This window comes from Altericroceibacterium endophyticum (assembly GCF_009827595.1).
Taxonomy (GTDB): domain Bacteria; phylum Pseudomonadota; class Alphaproteobacteria; order Sphingomonadales; family Sphingomonadaceae; genus Altericroceibacterium; species Altericroceibacterium endophyticum.
In genome coordinates this window covers 23,662-40,423 of record NZ_WTYT01000002.1, presented here as the reverse complement: position 1 = coordinate 40,423, position 16,762 = coordinate 23,662, and the positions used below count along the sequence as shown (strand labels likewise).

The 16,762-nt window shown below is 57.5% G+C and carries 9 protein-coding genes and 1 pseudogene; 9 read left to right on the top strand and 1 reads right to left on the bottom strand.

Features of this window, described 5'->3' with window-relative positions:
* The first annotated feature begins 6 nt into the window (after nt 1-6).
* Genes GRI91_RS04200 through GRI91_RS04190 form a run of 3 tightly spaced genes read left to right on the top strand, consistent with a single transcriptional unit; the run spans nt 7 to nt 3,799 of the window.
* Nucleotides 7-933 (top strand): bile acid:sodium symporter family protein, encoded by a 927-nt coding sequence (locus GRI91_RS04200; protein ID WP_160735406.1) that lies wholly within the window; start codon nt 7-9, stop codon nt 931-933.
* On the top strand, nt 930-2,120 hold the full coding sequence (locus GRI91_RS04195) for a pyridoxal phosphate-dependent aminotransferase (RefSeq protein WP_160735405.1): 1,191 nt from the start codon (nt 930-932) through the stop codon (nt 2,118-2,120). Before GRI91_RS04200 ends, GRI91_RS04195 begins: the two co-directional genes overlap by 4 nt.
* A 2-nt stretch (nt 2,121-2,122) precedes the next feature.
* Nucleotides 2,123-3,799, top strand: a complete 1,677-nt coding sequence (locus tag GRI91_RS04190) for a DUF885 family protein (protein ID WP_202385461.1) — start codon at nt 2,123-2,125, stop codon at nt 3,797-3,799.
* A 1,077-nt stretch (nt 3,800-4,876) separates the two neighbouring features.
* Here the strand turns inward: GRI91_RS04190 and GRI91_RS04185 are convergent.
* Nucleotides 4,877-7,162 (bottom strand): TonB-dependent receptor, encoded by a 2,286-nt coding sequence (locus GRI91_RS04185; RefSeq protein WP_160735404.1) that lies wholly within the window; start codon nt 7,160-7,162, stop codon nt 4,877-4,879.
* 516 nt (nt 7,163-7,678) lie between these two features.
* Here GRI91_RS04185 and GRI91_RS04180 point away from each other — a divergent pair.
* From GRI91_RS04180 to GRI91_RS04155, 6 genes and pseudogenes are all read left to right on the top strand, one after another.
* Nucleotides 7,679-7,903: pseudogene (locus GRI91_RS04180) on the top strand (SUMF1/EgtB/PvdO family nonheme iron enzyme); the annotation flags it as partial.
* A gap of 2 nt (nt 7,904-7,905) precedes the next feature.
* Nucleotides 7,906-9,594, top strand: coding sequence for a sulfatase family protein (locus GRI91_RS04175; protein ID WP_160735403.1), 1,689 nt, complete (start codon nt 7,906-7,908; stop codon nt 9,592-9,594).
* Nucleotides 9,595-9,596: 2 nt separating this feature from the next.
* A complete protein-coding gene (locus GRI91_RS04170) occupies nt 9,597-11,525 on the top strand; it encodes a sulfatase family protein (RefSeq protein WP_160735402.1) in 1,929 nt (642 codons plus the stop codon).
* Nucleotides 11,526-11,527: 2 nt separating this feature from the next.
* A complete protein-coding gene (locus tag GRI91_RS04165; RefSeq protein ID WP_160735401.1) occupies nt 11,528-13,033 on the top strand; it encodes a sulfatase-like hydrolase/transferase in 1,506 nt (501 codons plus the stop codon).
* Between the two features lie 8 nt (nt 13,034-13,041).
* A complete protein-coding gene (locus tag GRI91_RS04160; protein ID WP_237437657.1) occupies nt 13,042-14,532 on the top strand; it encodes a sulfatase family protein in 1,491 nt (496 codons plus the stop codon).
* A gap of 93 nt (nt 14,533-14,625) precedes the next feature.
* Entirely contained in the window at nt 14,626-16,650 is a 2,025-nt protein-coding gene (locus GRI91_RS04155; RefSeq protein WP_160735399.1) for a glycoside hydrolase family 3 protein, read from the top strand.
* Nucleotides 16,651-16,762 lie beyond the last annotated feature (112 nt).

The window sequence follows — 16,762 nt, the reverse complement described above, 5'->3', positions numbered from 1 at the left end:
TCTGACATGGTGGTGTTTTTTGACATAGTCGACAACTGGCTGCTTCCGCTGTCCCTCTGGTTCATCATGTTCTCCATGGGGCTAGGCCTCGAACTGAATGACTTTCGCAAGATAGGCGTCCATTCGCGCGGCTTTATCCTCGGCTGTTTCAGCATGATGGTGCTGGTGCCGCTGATCGGTACTTTCTATGCGCTCACCCTCGCGCCGACCCCGGCGCTGGCTATGGGGTTGATCCTGCTGGCGACTTGTCCGGGCGGAATCCTGTCCAATTTGATGACCGATCTGGCGAAGGGCAATGTTGCCCTGTCCATGTCGCTCAGTCTGTTTGTCAGCTTCGTCTATATCTTCACGCTGCCCTTCATCGCGTCTTTCGCGCTGCAATTTATCTTCGGGAAGAGCGCTGCGATGGATATTCCGATGAGCGATTCCTTTTCGAAGATCCTCACCGTGACCATGTTTCCGGTGGCTTCAGGCATGATCGTCCGCCGTTTTGCGGGCAGTATCCGGGCCGATTGGATCCGCCGCTATGTAAAGAGCGCTTCGACCAGCCTGCTGGTGGCGATCTTCCTGCTGATCGTGGTTCAGCAATGGTCGACCATTGCCAGTTCCTTCGGTGTGGTAATGGGCGTGGTGCTGTTGATGAATGTCAGCAATCTGGCGCTGGCATGGGGCATTTCGCGCCTTAGCGGGCTGCGCCGACCGGAAACGATCGCGCTGATGATGGAACATATCGTCCGTCAGGAAGCGACCGCCATTTTCGTCGCGGTATCGATCCTACATCGCAGTGACATGTCTCTGCCGATGATCATCAATACATTCATGGGAATGCTCGTGGGCATTCCCGCCGTTGCCTGGCTGCGCCGCAAAGCTGCGGCCGCGGCCAAGGCAGAAGCTGAAACTGAAACCAGCATGCCCCTGGAGAACCAATTATGATTGCACCTGCACGCCGGATTACGGAAGGCACCCCCAAGAGCTTTGGCATGTATGAAAAGGGGCTGAAGCTCGAAGCGCAGGGAATCGATCTCTATCACATGGAGTTTGGCCGCCCCTGCGAAGATACTCCGGCAATGATCAAGCAGGCCGCCGTGGAGGCAATGGCTGCCGGCCATGTCCATTATTCCGATCTTCAGGGGGAGCCGTCCTTCCGGGAAGCGCTGGCGGCAAAGCTGCGCAATCAAAATGGTATCGAAGCCAGTGCGTCGGATATTCTCGTTACCAACGGCCTGACCCATGGCTCCTTCGCTGCGATCATGGCGACGATTGATCCGGGTGATGAGGTTATCCTGCTTGAACCCTATTACCCGCAGCATGTGGGCAAGGTGGAGCTCGCCGGTGGCACCGTCGTCACGGCCCCGCTGGATCAGGAAAACGAATTCCGCATCAACCCGGATCTGATCCGCCCGCAGATCACCGATCGGACGCGGGCGATCATGCTGATCAACCCCTGCAACCCGACGGGGCGCGTCTATGAACGTGACGAACTGGAAGGTCTGGCAAAGCTGGCGATCGAGCATGACCTGCTGGTCATCTCTGACGAAGTCTATGAAGAGATCCTCTACGAAGGCGAGCATATCAGCATCGCGACGCTGCCCGGCATGGCCGAGCGGACGATTTCGCTATTCGCCTTTACCAAGGCTTACGCGATGGATGGCTGGCGTCTGGGTTATGCGACGGCGCCCAAGCCGTTGCTGCAGGCGATGTTGAAAATCACCGCGAATGATGTGACCCACATTAATCCCTTCGTCCAATATGGCGGTCTGGCGGCCTTGCAGGACGGGGGGGCGGCCATGAAGGGCCTGCTGGCACTGGATAAGGAAAAGCGCGATGTGACCGTTGCCGCGCTCGCCGATATGCCGGGTGTCGAATGCGCCACTCCGCAAGCGACGATCTATATCTGGGCCGATATTTCAGGCACGGGTATGAGCTCCTCCGATCTGGCGGTCCGTATTCTGGAAGAGGCCCATGTGGTGGTCGAAGCGGGAAGCTTCTATGGCGAGACGGGCAAGGATTATCTGCGCATTTGTTTCGGGTCGGAACCGCTGCCCCGGATTCAGAAAGCCGTAACCGCCATGAAGGCCGTGTTCACCAATAGCGCTGCGGAGAGGAAACAGGACGCATGAAAATGTTAAAACCAACTATGCGCATATCGGCTTTCGCGGCGGTGCTGCTTTCATCGGCCGCGCTTCAACCCGCGATCGCTGCGCCAAGCACAGGTGACACAATGATGATGCAGGAAAAGACGCCGCAGGCACTGGCCGACCTATTTGCCGACTGGCGCCAGGTCGCCGCGCCCGAGCGTAAGCAGGGCGTGCCTGATTTCAGCGCTGCGGCGCTTGAGCGTCAGGCCGAAGGCCTGGCCGCGATGCGCGCGCGCCTTTCCGCATTGGAAAGGAGCGGGTGGAGCAAGCGCGATCAGGCCGATGCGCAATTAATCGAAGCGGAGATGAATGGTCTCGATTTCGATCTGCGCGTGGCGCGTCCATGGGGCCGTGACCCCTCCTATTTTGCGACCGTCTTTGCCGAGGAAAGCGACGTTCCCGCGCATGAAGGCCCTTCGGCCGACGTGATCGATCTGTTTGCATATGACTATCCGCTGTCGGCACAGGATGCTGCCGAACTGGAAGCGCGGCTGCGTACTGTTCCGGTCTTGCTGGACGATGCGCGGACCTATCTCGCGGACGGCAATGCGCGGGATTTGTGGCAATATGGTTCGCGTGCCTTCAACGGGCAGGCTGCGGCGCTGGATGAGCTGGCGAATGGTCCGCTGGAAATGCGGACGGTAGAAGGGACCAAGGTCGCGACGCTTGATGGCGCCCCGGCATCATTGAAAGACGCCGTGATCGCGGCGCGCGATGCCAGCCGGGATTTCTCCGCCTGGGTCAAGGCGCAGGCACCGTCCAAGACCGGCCCGTCGGGGTTGGGGCGTGAAAATTACGACTGGTATATGAAGCATGTCCAGCTGGTGCCCTATGATTGGGATGAGCAGCTTACGCTGCTTCAGCGCGAGCTGGACCGTTCGCTGGCCGCTTTGGCATTGGAGGAATGGCGCAACCGCGATTTGCCCCAGCTCGAAGCGCTGGATGATCCGGCAGCCTATAACGCCTTTGCCAAAGCCAAGATGAGCGAATTCATCGATTTCGTCATCGATTCCGGTTTCCTGCCGGACAAACCCTATTACCGGGCCGCGCTCGAGGCGCAGACGCTGAGCTATATTCCGCCTGAAAAGCGGGTGTTCTTCTATCATGTGACCGCGCTCGACCCATGGCCGCTCTATTCGCATGACATTCACTGGCCCGAACTGGCGCGCTTGAAGCATGATCCGGAGGTGTCTGCGATCCGTCAGGTGCCACCGCTCTACAACATCTATTCCTTCCGCTCAGAAGGTCTGGCCACGGGTTTTGAAGAACTGATGCTGCAGGCGGGCCTGTATGAAGACGCACCGCGTGCGCGGGAGCTGGTCTGGATCATGCTCGCCAACCGCGCGGCACGCGGTATCGCCTCGCTCCACGTTCAGGCGAATGAGATGACGCTGAAGGAAGCGGGCATTTTCCACTCCAAATGGACCCCGCGCGGCTGGGCTGATCCCGAATCCGATCTCGTCGGTTTTGAACAGCTGCTCTATCTGCGTCAGCCCGGCTATGGCACCAGCTATATCATCGGCAAGCAAATGCTGGACGAACAAATCGCCCGCCGCACCCATTTGCTCCAGCTGGAAGGCAAGGAAGCGCCGCTGCCTGAAGTCTTCAAAAGCATCCTTGACGAAGGCATCGTCCCCTGGACCTTGATGCAGGAAGAATGACGAAATGGGGCGGGGCCCGGTTGCTGCACGCAGCGAAACCGGCCCCGCCCATGTTTTACAGAGATTATTGAAACAGCACCGCGCGAGATTTCAGACCCGCGGCTCCGGTGAGAGCATCAGGTCGGGCTAAGCGGCCAACCTGTCCCGAAACGCACGAGCACCTCATTCTTCGGCCTCGCAAATAGCGCACTCAAGGGGATGTCGGGATCGGCATTCGCATTTTTTGTGGCACGATAAGTTGTCTGGTTTTGCGGCGAAAGCCCTTCCTGGTGGCGCTAAGCGTTACCTAGTCACATATCGGACAAAAGGTGGTGGCCGCGAGTAGGGCGCCAGCGCTGGATGACCACCGGCTCCCACGGTCAGACACTGGAGGTGATGGTGGCTCCCAGCGATCTGACAGCTTCTGCGGCCAACGCTGTGCGCATGCTACTGCTGACGGGAGCGCGGTTAAACGAGGTCTGTCAGCCAGATGGGAGTGGGTTGACCGTGAACGCAAGGTGATTGAGCTCTCCGATAGCAAAACTGGAGCAAGAACCTTGTTTCTGAGTGAGGCGGCCTTGATCGTACTGGATAATCAACGTGCCGAAGAGTGAGCCAGTGAGTTCATTCTTCCCGGTGAAGGCACGACCGGTCATATGATCAACTTTCGTACGGCATGGATACGTGTCTGCGCAAAAGAAGGTCTAGACGGCGTCCGGCTCCACGATCTGCGTCACACGGCTGCCAGTATCTATGGGCCTTCTGAACGTATTGCTTTCAACAGCGCTACGAAGGCCAAGGGTGAGGCTATGGCGCAAACTAGGGCAATAGCTTCCGCCAGATCGCGAAGGCAGAGTGCAGCCATAGCGTGCTTGTCATGGGGTGCTGTTTCAATTTAACAAAGCGCGGCTTCATGAAATGATGGGAAGTCAAATGGCACGATCGCGCCACAATGGAAAGTGAACTGGTAGATTACCAGTTGATCGAACGAAATTCACTTTCAGATATTACTACCTAAGGGCAGCCCGGAATCTTTGAACCAAAAAGAAAAGGCGGCAGACTAAGCTGCCGCCTTCCCATGGGAGAGCCCGTTAGATCTTAAAAGCTGTAAGATGCTTTCACGCCAACATAGCGCGAGGCGTCGCGAACCACCTGCTGATACACGCGTCCGCCGTTGAAGCCGGAAGAGAAGATGTACCCAGCATAGTTCTGGTCGAAGATGTTGCGCACAAAGAAAGTGAGCGAGTATCTGTCATCCTTGGATTCAAGGCCAAGCGCGGCATTTACGACGCCGTAGCCCTTCTGACGGGTGGTTGGATCCTGATCGAGCCCGAACTGCACCTTGCTCTGATAGACGAAGTTCGACTGTACGAAGCCATCGAAAGGAAGCGAGTCACCGAAAGGAATTACCTGCTTGACGAAGCCGGTCAGACGAACATCGGGCGCATTTGGCAAGTCACCGCCAGTCAGATCCTGAACTCCGTTAACGCAGCCTTCGGCCTCCGTCTGGAACAGATAGCAAGGTCCAAGCGGATATTCGTCGATCTGAGCATCGAGGAATGTCGCGCCCAGGCTCAGAGTGGTCAGATCCGTCGGGGTGAAGCTGGCTTCCGCTTCGATACCCTTGGTAGATACTTCACCCGCATTGAGGAGCAAAAACGCTACATCGCCAGGAATTTGGGCCTGGCCCTGGAAGTTCTTATATTTGGTATAGAACGCAGCCAGGTTAAGTGACAGGCTGCGGTCGAGCGTCGTCAACTTGGCGCCAATTTCGAACGCGTCTGACTTCTCCGCGTCGACCGGCTCATAACTTTCCTGCGTGGCAAAGATCAGATTGAAGCCTTTGCCCTTATAGCCGCGGGCATAGCTTGCGTAGACATTGCCAAAATCGGAAACCTGCTGCCTGATGCCGATCTTACCAACCACAGAGGTGTCTGTAGTCGAGCCTGCGAAGTCCACTGCTGTGCCGGCTGCACCGCCGAGCGGGACATCTCCGGGAACCAGAACATTGGCGGGATCGCGGAAGGCTTCATATTCGAGCTTTTCGTGGATCAGACGCAAACCGCCGAACATTTCGGTGGTGTCACCAAGATAGATGTTGGTGCTGATAAAGGCAGCAAGGTTGGTGGTTTCGGTCGATCCGTTAAACTGGCCGGACCGGTTGGTGCCATTGGCGAATTGTTGCCGCCGCAAAAAGCTCCGGTCGGCGTTGAGCCGGAATGCAAAGCCACCAAAGAGAATATCGAAACCGCCGAGATCGCCTGAGGCAAATCGCAATTCCTGAGACTTCTGACTGAGATCTGTGTTGCCGCTATTGACGTCCCAGAGGTTCACGCCCTGTACCGGCTGGGTCAACGACGTAGCATCAACATCGCTGTTTCCGGAGAAAGACCATTCGCGATAGGCGGTGATCGACGTCAGCTGCCAATTGTCAGCAAAATCATATTCGATCTTGCCCGATGCGCCCCATTGCTCGGTGTTGTTGTCGGTGGGGGCGTTGATGTTGACTGTGCGGTTTTCTGCGGAGGGGACAACGGGTGCAAGAGCGTTGCGATAGGCGTCGGAATAGACCTTGCGCATCGTAAACGTCGAATTGTCGAAACCGCTACGATAATCGCCAATCAGAGTGATGTTGAGATCACTGCTGGGCTCGAACCGCAGTTTGCCGCGGAAACCGTAATTTTCATACCCGGCGCGCTTGTCGTCACCAATTCCTGAAACGTTGTCGATGAAGCCATCGAACTGCTTGTAGAAGCCGCTCAGGCGAAGGCCGGTGGTCTCGCTCAGCGGACCGGACACGGAACCACGGACCGAATATTCGCCACCTTCTGCAAGGCTCGCATCAACTTTCCCAGTAAGATAATCACTCGGGTCTTCGGTCGTGACGGAGATGAGGCCGGCTGAAGCGTTCTTGCCAAACAGGGTCGACTGGGGGCCGCGAAGAACTTCGACACGCTTGACGTCGATCAGATCCTGAAAGCCCTGACCGGCACGCGCCATCACAACGCCATCAACCACGACTGAAACGGCTGGCTCAACGGCGACCGAGAAGGCGCTGGTGCCGATGCCACGGATGGAGAGAGATGAATTGGAGGGATTGTCCCCCTTGGTGAAGGTAAGCGAGGGGGCCGTGTCGGTGATGGCTTCGATGCCGCCTACGCCCACTGCATCAAGTCGCTCACCTGAAACGACAGACACTGCCAAGGGAACTTCTTCCAGCGTTTGTTCGCGCAGATTGGCGGTGACAACGATGGCATTCGCATCGAAATCACTATCTGATTGAGCGCTCTCTTGCGCATAGGCCTGGCCGGAAACGACACACAGCGCCAGTACACTTGCGCTGGTCAAAACGGTGCGACTGGACTTACGAAAACGGTTCGTCATGAAGATCTCTCCCTGTTTATTGAACGTTTGGACGCCGCACGCTGACAATTTGCAGCGGCGAACAAATCCGCTCTACCCGGCGAATTTATAGCGCTACATAAATCTGAAAATTGGGGCGTCAACCCAGATCTGTGTGTTTTTGGAATAGAAGCGGTTCAAACTGATGACCACTTGGCGAATTCGCCGTAGTGATGCATTCTTGCCACTAGACAGCAGTCTGTGCAGCGTCCGCGCGGAATGTGGTCATCCTTTCGTCGAGGCGACGATTGGGTGCCGGGAAATGGCATTGACATGATATCTGCGCACCGAATATGTAGCGCTAAATTCTAATAAGATCGTACGGCCGTATAAGGTTGACGATTTCAGTGCGAGAGGAAAATAATGCCGAAAGGGATAGTGACTGATCGCGCCGATCTTCGTTTATCGGGCCTTTGGCATCCCGGTTTATCATTCCAGGCGGATCGAAATCTAAGCGTATATCCGGAAGCTTCACCGATTTCCTGCACCTCGATGATGGGCGCGCGCATGCGGGAAAGTTTCGATCCGTCTTTTCCTGATGTAAGGATTCCCTGCAGAGTTCAGAAGGGCGGCAGTCATTTATGCGCTGAAAGCTATTGCCAGCGCTACCGCCCTGCAGCGCGCCATCCCCAGGCGCTGGACAGTTCAACGAGCCATATCGGATTTCGCTGCATCATACGCGGTGTCGAGCTTGGTTCGCAGCAAGATTTGAAAGGTGCTTAACAATGGCTAATCGTGGCAAGAGTCTGTGGAAATTGGCGATGGCGAGCGGTGCTCTCTTGGCGGCTTTGTCCCCTCTGGCGGCCGAGGCCCAAACCCCGGAGAGTGCGCCGGCAACAAGCCAGCGCCAGGCCGAAAAGCCGATGAACGTCATTTTCGTGCTGGTGGATGATTTGCGCTTTGATGCGATGGGATTTCTCACCCCTGGGCTGAAGACGCCGAATATCGACTTCCTTCGCAAGAATGGAAGCTATTTTCCCAATGCAGTCGTCACATCTTCGCTCTGTTCGCCTAGCCGCGCGACCATTCTGACGGGACAGACTGCGCGCAATCATGGTGTAATCGATAATCACAACTCTTCGGAAGAAGGTCTGATCTTCTTTCCCAGCTATATGCAGAGTGCCGGATACCGCACGGGCTTCTTCGGCAAATGGCATATGGGCGATGATACGGACGCCCCGCGCCCTGGTTTTGACCGCTGGGTCAGTTTCAAGGGGCAGGGCACATATTACCCGACTGACATGCTCAGCCCGGAACAGATCGCACAGGGCAAGCGGCAGATGCTCAATGTCGATGGCGAACATGTAAAGCGCCGCGAATATATCACCACCGAACTGACCGATTACGCCCTCGACTGGCTGAAGGAGGACAAGGACAATTCACAGCCCTTCTTCCTTTATCTCAGCCACAAGGCCGTCCATTCCGACCCTGAGCCCGCGCCTGAACACGAAGGCGAATATGCCGATCTGAATGTGACTTTGCCGGCGAGCGCGAAGGACACGCCCGAAAATAACGAAGGTAAGCCGCTCTGGGTTCAGAATCAGCGCAACAGCTGGCATGGTGTAGACTTTCCGTATCACACGGATGAGGACTTCCACGATTATGTCCGGCGCTATTTCGAAACCCTGTCATCGGTCGATGACAGTCTCGGCCGGATTCTGCGTTATCTGCACAAGAACGACCTCGATAAGAACACCATGGTCGTCTTCTATTCCGACAATGGATATTTGTTCGGCGATCATGGTCTGATCGACAAGCGCAATGCCTATGAACCTTCCGTCCGGGTCCCCATGCTGGTTTACGCGCCGGGGCATGTGCCGGCAAATGAGACGGTGGAATCCGTGGTCCGCAATCTGGATCTCGCCCCGACATTTCTGGATGTCGCCGGGGTGCCGGAGCCTAGTCAGATGGAAGGAAAAAGCTTCCTGCCGCTGGCGACCGGCAAAGTCGATGACGTACAATGGAAGTCAGACGATTTCGTCTATGAATATTACTGGGAATGGAGCTTCCCCCAAACCCCGACCACCTTCGCAATCGAGCGCGATCGCCTGAAATATATCCAGTATCACGGCGTCTGGGATCTGGAGGAGCTGTACGATCTCGACAAGGATCCTGAGGAGATGCACAATCTCATTAACGACCCTGCCTATCTCGACAAGAAGATCGAGCTGCGCCGTGCGCTTTACGAACAGCTCGCCAATAATGATGGGCGTCACGATATTCCCTATGGCGAACGCACCAGCGAAGGGCTGGTCTGGCGGAAAAAGGACGGCCCGCGTGCAGCCGATTTCCCCGATCGCTGGTATGTCGAACCCAACCTTCCGACCAAGTTCAACGGCTACTTCCCTGACACTGAAGCGAAGCTGAAAGCCGATGAGGAAGGCAAAACCTACGTTCCTGCGTCGCGGAAATAAGTATGGGCGGGTTTTCGATCGACAGACGCAGCGCGATCGTTGGCGCGGGCGGCGCGGTTTTGTCCGGGCTGGCTTCGGCTCAGGCTGCGGCGAGGGCAGGGGGCGGGACTTCCGGCTCCGCTTCGCGGCCCAATATTCTCTGGCTGGTAAGCGAAGACAACAACCCTTTCATCGGCGCTTATGGAGACAAGATCGCCCATACACCGAATATCGACCGCCTCGCGCGGGAGGGCGTGCTGTACCGCAACGCATACAGCAATGCGCCGGTCTGTGCCCCCACTCGCTTTGCGATCCTGACCGGCATTTATCCCGAAAGCTGCGGCCCGGCGCATCAGATGCGGGCGAAGGCGCATCTGCCCTCTCAATTGCGGACCTATCCCGAACATTTGCGCAGCGCCGGATATTTCTGCTCGAACAATCACAAGACCGACTACAATTGTGATGTCGAGCCGGAGAGAATCTGGAGCGATCAGGGCAAAACCGCGCATTGGCGTGACCGGCCGGATCGCAATCAGCCTTTCATGTCCGTTTTCAACTATATGACGACGCATGAATCGCGCCTGTTGACGCCGGTCACTGGCCGGGTCGGCCCCGAGGATGTTCGCGTACCGCGTTATCTGCCCGATACTGACGGTATCCGGGGCGATTACGCCACCTATTACAATCTCATGGAAAAGATGGATGCTCAGGTCGGGCAGCAACTGGCGGAGCTGGAAGAGGACGGTCTGGATGAAGACACGATCGTCTTCTATTATTCGGACAATGGCGGCTCTTTGCCGCGGTCAAAACGCTATTGTTACGATGAAGGTCTGCGCTGCGCGCTGATTGTCCGTTTCCCGGAGAAATGGAAGCATCTGGCGCCGGGCGCACCGGGAAGCGAAGTCAGGGCTCCGGTCAGCTTCGTCGATCTTGTGCCGACGGTGCTGTCACTGGCGGGCCTCGCAGTTCCCGGGACGATGCAGGGCAGCGCTTTCCTGGGAGAATCTGCAAAGGCTGCTCAGCCTTATGCCTTCGGCATGCGCAATCGGATGGATGAACGCTACGATTTCGTCCGCACGGTGACCGATGGTCGTTACCGATATATCCGCAATTATCTTCCGCATCTGCCCGCCGTGCAGTATCAGGCCTTCGCCTGGCTCGCCCGGGGGTATCAGGATTGGGACCGGGCTTTCCGCGCAGGCAGGCTCGACGCGCTGCAGAGCAGGGCCTTCGAACCACGCCCTGCGATTGAATTCTATGATCTCGAAAGCGACCCCGACCAGCTCAGCAATCTGGCTGAGGATCCCGGGCAGCAGGGGCGTATTTCCGAAATGAGCGCGGCGCTGGATGCCCATATGCTGCGCATCAACGATAATGGTTTTATTCCCGAAGGCCTTGGCCTCATGGGATGGGCGGAAAGCCGCGTGCCGGGAGCTTATCCCTTGCAGGATATCATGCAACTGGCCGCGATGGCTGCTCAGGGTGATCCTGCCAATCTCGTTCTTCTCGGTGAGAATATGGAGCATGATCATCCGGTCATGCGGTACTGGGCAGCGAAAGGATGCGCCATTCTGGGGGCGGCTGCCCGCGCAAATGAAGAGCGCATATTGACGGTGATGCGCGGCGACGATGTGCCGCAATTGCGCGTCGCAGCAGCGGAAGCGGCAGCGCGGATCGGCCATGAAGAAGAAGCCGCCGATATTCTCGGCGCCCTGATGGCCCAGAGCGAGTGCGAATGGGTCAGGCTGCAGGCCATTAATGTGCTCACGCTGATGGGAGAAGCTGCCCGTCCTGCGCTTCCGGAGATCAAGGCCGCCGCCGAGAGCGACACCGTCTATTATCGTAACGCAGCGCGTTACCTCTCCGCAGTGCTGGACGGGACATATGATCCCGCGATGGAAATTTTCGAATGGGACAGAATTATGAAGCACCCCAAGCCGGGGGGGGAGTGATCATGCGCAATGCAGGATATGGTTCTCTGATATGCGCTTCGATGCTGGCCACCGGCCTGTCGGCCTGTGCCCTGCCTTCTGCCGAGCACGGCGCGAATGTCGAGGCCGCAGCGCAATCTGACACACCTGTGGCGCAACCGGTATTCGCGGATATATCGCGGCCGAATATATTGGTGATCCTGGCGGATGATCTGGGCTATCCCGATGTCTCTGCCTATAACAGCGGAGCTTATCCGACCCCCAATATCGATCGTTTGGCGTCCACCGGCGTTGCTTTTACCAATGGATATGTCGCGGCATCGGTTTGTGCCGTTTCGCGCGCAGGTCTGTTAACGGGCCGCGCTCCGGCGTCTTTCGGTTTCACCTATAATATTACCGAGAACAGGCCTGCCGATGCCAATGCGGGTATTCCCACCTCGGTCGAAACGATCGCGGAACGATTGCAACGCCAGCACTACAACACTGCCGCCTTCGGCAAGTGGCATCTCGGAACGCAGGCGGAATATTACCCGACCAATCGCGGCTTTGATGAGTTTTTCGGCTTTCTCGCCGGGGAGTCGATCTATGCAGACCCGGACACGCCTGGTCTCGTCACCACGCCGACAAAGGATGGCCGCAAGGAAATCGAATTACGGCATGGCAATCACCGGCTGTTCGAAGGTGCTGCCCGCCAGCCGGTGGCGATACCGCATCGCTATCTGACTTTCGAGATCACCGGTCGCACGCTGGATTTCATCGATCGCAGCGCGGACAAGCACGAACCATTCTTTGCTTATGCAGCCTATAACGCGCCCCACTGGCCGTTGCAGGTTCCGCAGGAATATTATGATCGCGTCAGCCATATAAAGGACCCCGTAAGGCGCACCTATGTGGCCATGATCGCGGCGCTGGATCACGATGTCGGCCGGCTGCTGGACAGACTGGAAGAACGCGGCCTTCGCGACAACACGATGATTGTCTTTCTGTCCGATAATGGCTGCCCGGACTTTCTCGGATTTTGCGACAATTCCAACCCCTTCGGCTCCGGCAAATTCACCTATCTCGAAGGCGGGACGCGGGTGCCTTTCATTCTCTCCTGGCCGGCAGGGCTCCACCGGCAGGGCAAGGTCGATACGCCCGTGAGTTCGCTCGACCTCGCGCCAACGATCATGGCGGCCGCTTCCCCCGAGGGCGCCCCGTTCACGACCGATGGCGAGAACGTGGTTCCGATGCTTGCAGGCGATACGATGGACAACAGAGATCTGTTCTGGAGCCAGGCGCCGGTTTCCGCGATCCGCCATGGCCGGTACAAACTGTGGCATTCGCAGGATTGGAACGAAACACGTCTGTTCGACCTTGCCGAAGATCCTTGGGAACGGACCGATGTTTCAGCCCGGCACCCGGAAATTCGCGCGACGCTGCAGGAGCGTTTGCGGGACTACAACGATACCTTGCCCGAACCGCTCTGGCCATTGCACGGAACCCGCAAGGTGACGATCGCGGGCCGCGAAACGGAATGGGTGCATTGAGAGATAGTATGAAGAAACGCGATTTTCTCAAAAGCGGTGTGGCGGCAGTCGCCCTTGGCGGTCCGCTGAGCCAGCTCAATGCCCAGAATTATCCCAAGCCATCCAAAATCGAGCGGCGCAATCTGCTCCTGATTACGGCGGATGATATCGACTGGTCGTGTATCGGGTTCATGACCGGCCGGGAAGGCATCACACCCAATCTTGATCGACTGGCGGCGCGTTCTCACCGTTTTCGCCAGATGCGGACATCGTCGCCTATCTGCATGCCATCGCGTCAGGCTTTCATGAGCGGGCTGCGGCCCCATCGTAATGGTGGCAACGGCTTCTTTCCGATGCATGAGGGGACGTCGACCATTACCAGTCGCCTGTCAGATGCAGGCTGGTTCACTGGCGCGACACACAAGATCAAGCATATGCGGCCCGCCTCCTCCTTTCCCTGGAATTTCAAGGTGGAGGGTAAGGACCGTCATCCGGACCTTCACGCGCGCGGGCTCGATCTGATTATCGAGGAGGCTCGGGCGCAGTACAAACCTTGGTTTGCCAATTGCAACATCAATGATCCCCACCGCCCGTTCTATAACAGCGAGGCGGCGATCCAGATGGATCATGGCCAGCAGGGCGCCTACAAGGTGGAGAACGAATTTACGGCGGATGACGTAACCGTTCCGTCTAACCTCGAGGATCTGCCCGAAATTCGTGAAGAAATCGCGCGTTACTGGAATTCATGCCAGCGCTTCGACAAGGCTGTAGGCAATATTCTGCGCGTTCTGGAAGAAAGCGGCGAAGCGGATAACACGGTCATTGTTTTCATATCCGATCACGGCATGCCGCTGCCCTTTGGCAAGGCGACCTGTTATGATCACGGTGTTCGCGTTCCTGCCCTTATCTCTTATCCGGGAATGGCGGCGCCCACTGATTTCGACCAGTTGGCCATCAATCTCGACCTTCATCCCACCACTCTCGAATTGATGGGCGTGGAGGCGACACCGGATATTGACGGGCGTTCGCTGGTCCCGCTGATGGAGGGCCGCACGGCGCAGCACCGCGATATGGTGATGACGCATGTCGATTATGTGTCGAGCGGTTACGCCTATCCGATGCGAGGCCTGCAGGATGAGCGCTACACTTTGCTTTTTACGCCATGGGCAAATAGCGCTTTGCAGCTCAGAATCGAAAGCATGTGGGGGCTCACTTGGCCTGCAATGTTGGAAGCCGCGAAGACCGATCCGCGCATGCGGGCGCGGGCGGACCAATATCTCAATGGTGTTCCCCTTGCTCTGTATGATCTGAAGAAAGATCCGGGGCAGCGCGTCAACCTTATCGATGAGCCGCGCTATGCGAAGCGGGCGGCGGCAATGAAGGACAGAATGCTGCGGGAAATGGAACAGGACGGAGACCCTCAATACGAGAATTTTCGCCTGTTTCTTTCAGGGCAGCAACCGATCGTCGTGCAGGAACCGGCAAGCCACCGAATGGCGGGGTTTCCCGACAAGGACTGATGCCCGCACACCGGGCCTGAGAGGTGTAGAGACTGCACCATCCGGGTCTGTTTGAATAATAGAATATAGCGCTAGAATTACAGGTTGATGCCCATGAAGAATAAGAATTTGACCGCACTGAAGCTGTCACTGACATTCAGCGTGTGTTCGGCGCTGGCGGCATGCGCCGCGCCCGCGTCCACGCAGGCGGCGCTGGACACATCCTCCGGGCTAGCCGAGCAACCGGTGTTGAGCAGCCGCAGCAAAGCCGTTCTTTCCGATGAAGGCATGCGTTTCCGTGATCTCGACAGCGACGATGCGCTGACGCCTTATGAGGATTGGCGTCTCACCCCAGAGGAACGCGCGCGGGATCTCACCGCGCGCATGACGCTGGAGGAAAAAGTCGGAATGCTTCTTCATGCCTCCTTGCGCGGGGCAGGGGGCAGTTTCGACCGTTCGGTGGACAGCTACGATCTCGGTCTCGTCGATCAGATGGTCAATCGCAACCACGTGTCGAGCTTCATCACCCGGCTCACGGCTCCAGCAGCGAAGTTTGCCGAGGAAAACAACAAGGTTCAGGAAATTGCCGAAAATACGAGGCTCGGCATTCCGGTCACCATCAGTTCCGATCCGCGCAACCACTTCCAGTATGTTCCGGGCGCGTCCAATGTAGGCGGCGGTTTCTCGCAATGGCCTGAGCCGATGGGCTTCGCAGCGCTTGGCGAGCGAAATGTGGTTCGCGAATTTGCGGCCATTGCCCGACGCGAATATCGCGCCGTCGGCATTCAGATGACATTGTCGCCGCAGGCGGACCTTGCCAGCGAACCGCGCTGGCCCCGTCAGAGCGGCACATTCGGCACCGGACCGGCGATGATCAGCGCAATGGTGGGGGCCTATGTTGCAGGCTTTCAGGGTTCGGATGACGGTTTGACGCCGGATGGAGTCATCACCGTCGTCAAGCATTGGGTCGGTTACGGGGCTCAGCCGGAAGGTTTCGATGCCCATAATTATTACGGCCGCTTTGCAGATTTGCCCGGCCGGTCGATCGATGCTCATCTGGCTGCCTTTGATGGCGCCTTTGAAGCCCATGTCGTCGGCATCATGCCGGCCTATCCGGTGCTTCGCCATGTAACCCTCAATGGCGAGGAATTGGAGCCGGTCGCGCCAGGCTTCAACCGTCAGTTGCTGACCGATGAGCTGCGCGACAAGCGCAATTATCAGGGCATCATCCTGTCGGACTGGCTGGTCACTCGCGACTGCAACGAAATCTGCCGCGCGCCGACCAAGGAACATCCACAGGACCTTAGCGATGTGGCCACATCCTGGGGCGTGACCGATATTAGTGAGGAGGCGCGTTTCGCCATGGGGCTGCAAGCGGGTGTCGATCAGTTCGGGGGCATTGACGACCCTGAGCCATTGCTCCGGGCGGTTCGTGACGGGCTCGTCGAGGAGGGGCGGATAGATCGCTCGGTCGAACGGCTTCTGACGAGCAAATTCGAGCTGGGCCTGTTCGAAAACCCCTATGTAGATCCTTCAGCGGCTGCGCGGATTCTGGGTGACGCGGATGTGCAGTCCAGAGCCGAGATCGTTCAGGCCAAAGCACAGGTTATGCTGCAGAATAACGGGCAACTCCTGCCGGTAGCGGCGCAGTCCGGGCGTAAAGTGTGGCTTTACGGGATGGGGCAGGAAGCAGCCCGCGCTGCCGGATTTACTGTCGTCGATAATCCTGCGGACGCGGATTTCGCGATCATCCGGACGGAGGCACCCTTCGAAACTCTCCACCCTTATCACTTTTTCGGCAGCCGACAGCATGAGGGGCGGCTGGATTTCCGGCCCGGCGATGCAGCCTATGATGCGCTGATCGAAGCCAAGGCTGCGGGATTGCCGAGCGTCTTTGCGATTTTTCTCGATCGCCCTGCGATCCTTGGCAATGTGATCGATAAGGCAGACGTGGTGCTCGGCAATTTCGGGGCGAGCGACAAGGCCGTGATCGACGCTATCACCGGCCGTATCCGTCCTGAAGGGCATCTGCCGTTCGAGCTGCCATCGTCCATGACGGCAGTAGAGAATCAGGACCCTGCAGTGGTGAATGACAGCAGGATGCCGCTCTTTCCTGTTGGATCGGGGCTGCAATATTAAAACGCTTGCGGCTCGTGCCCGCCTACTTCTCTGCCGTTCTCCCTGTAGCCGGATCAGCTTGGTGGCGCGTACAGTCATCAGACATAATGGAATTCCGCTTTGGCCTTAACGT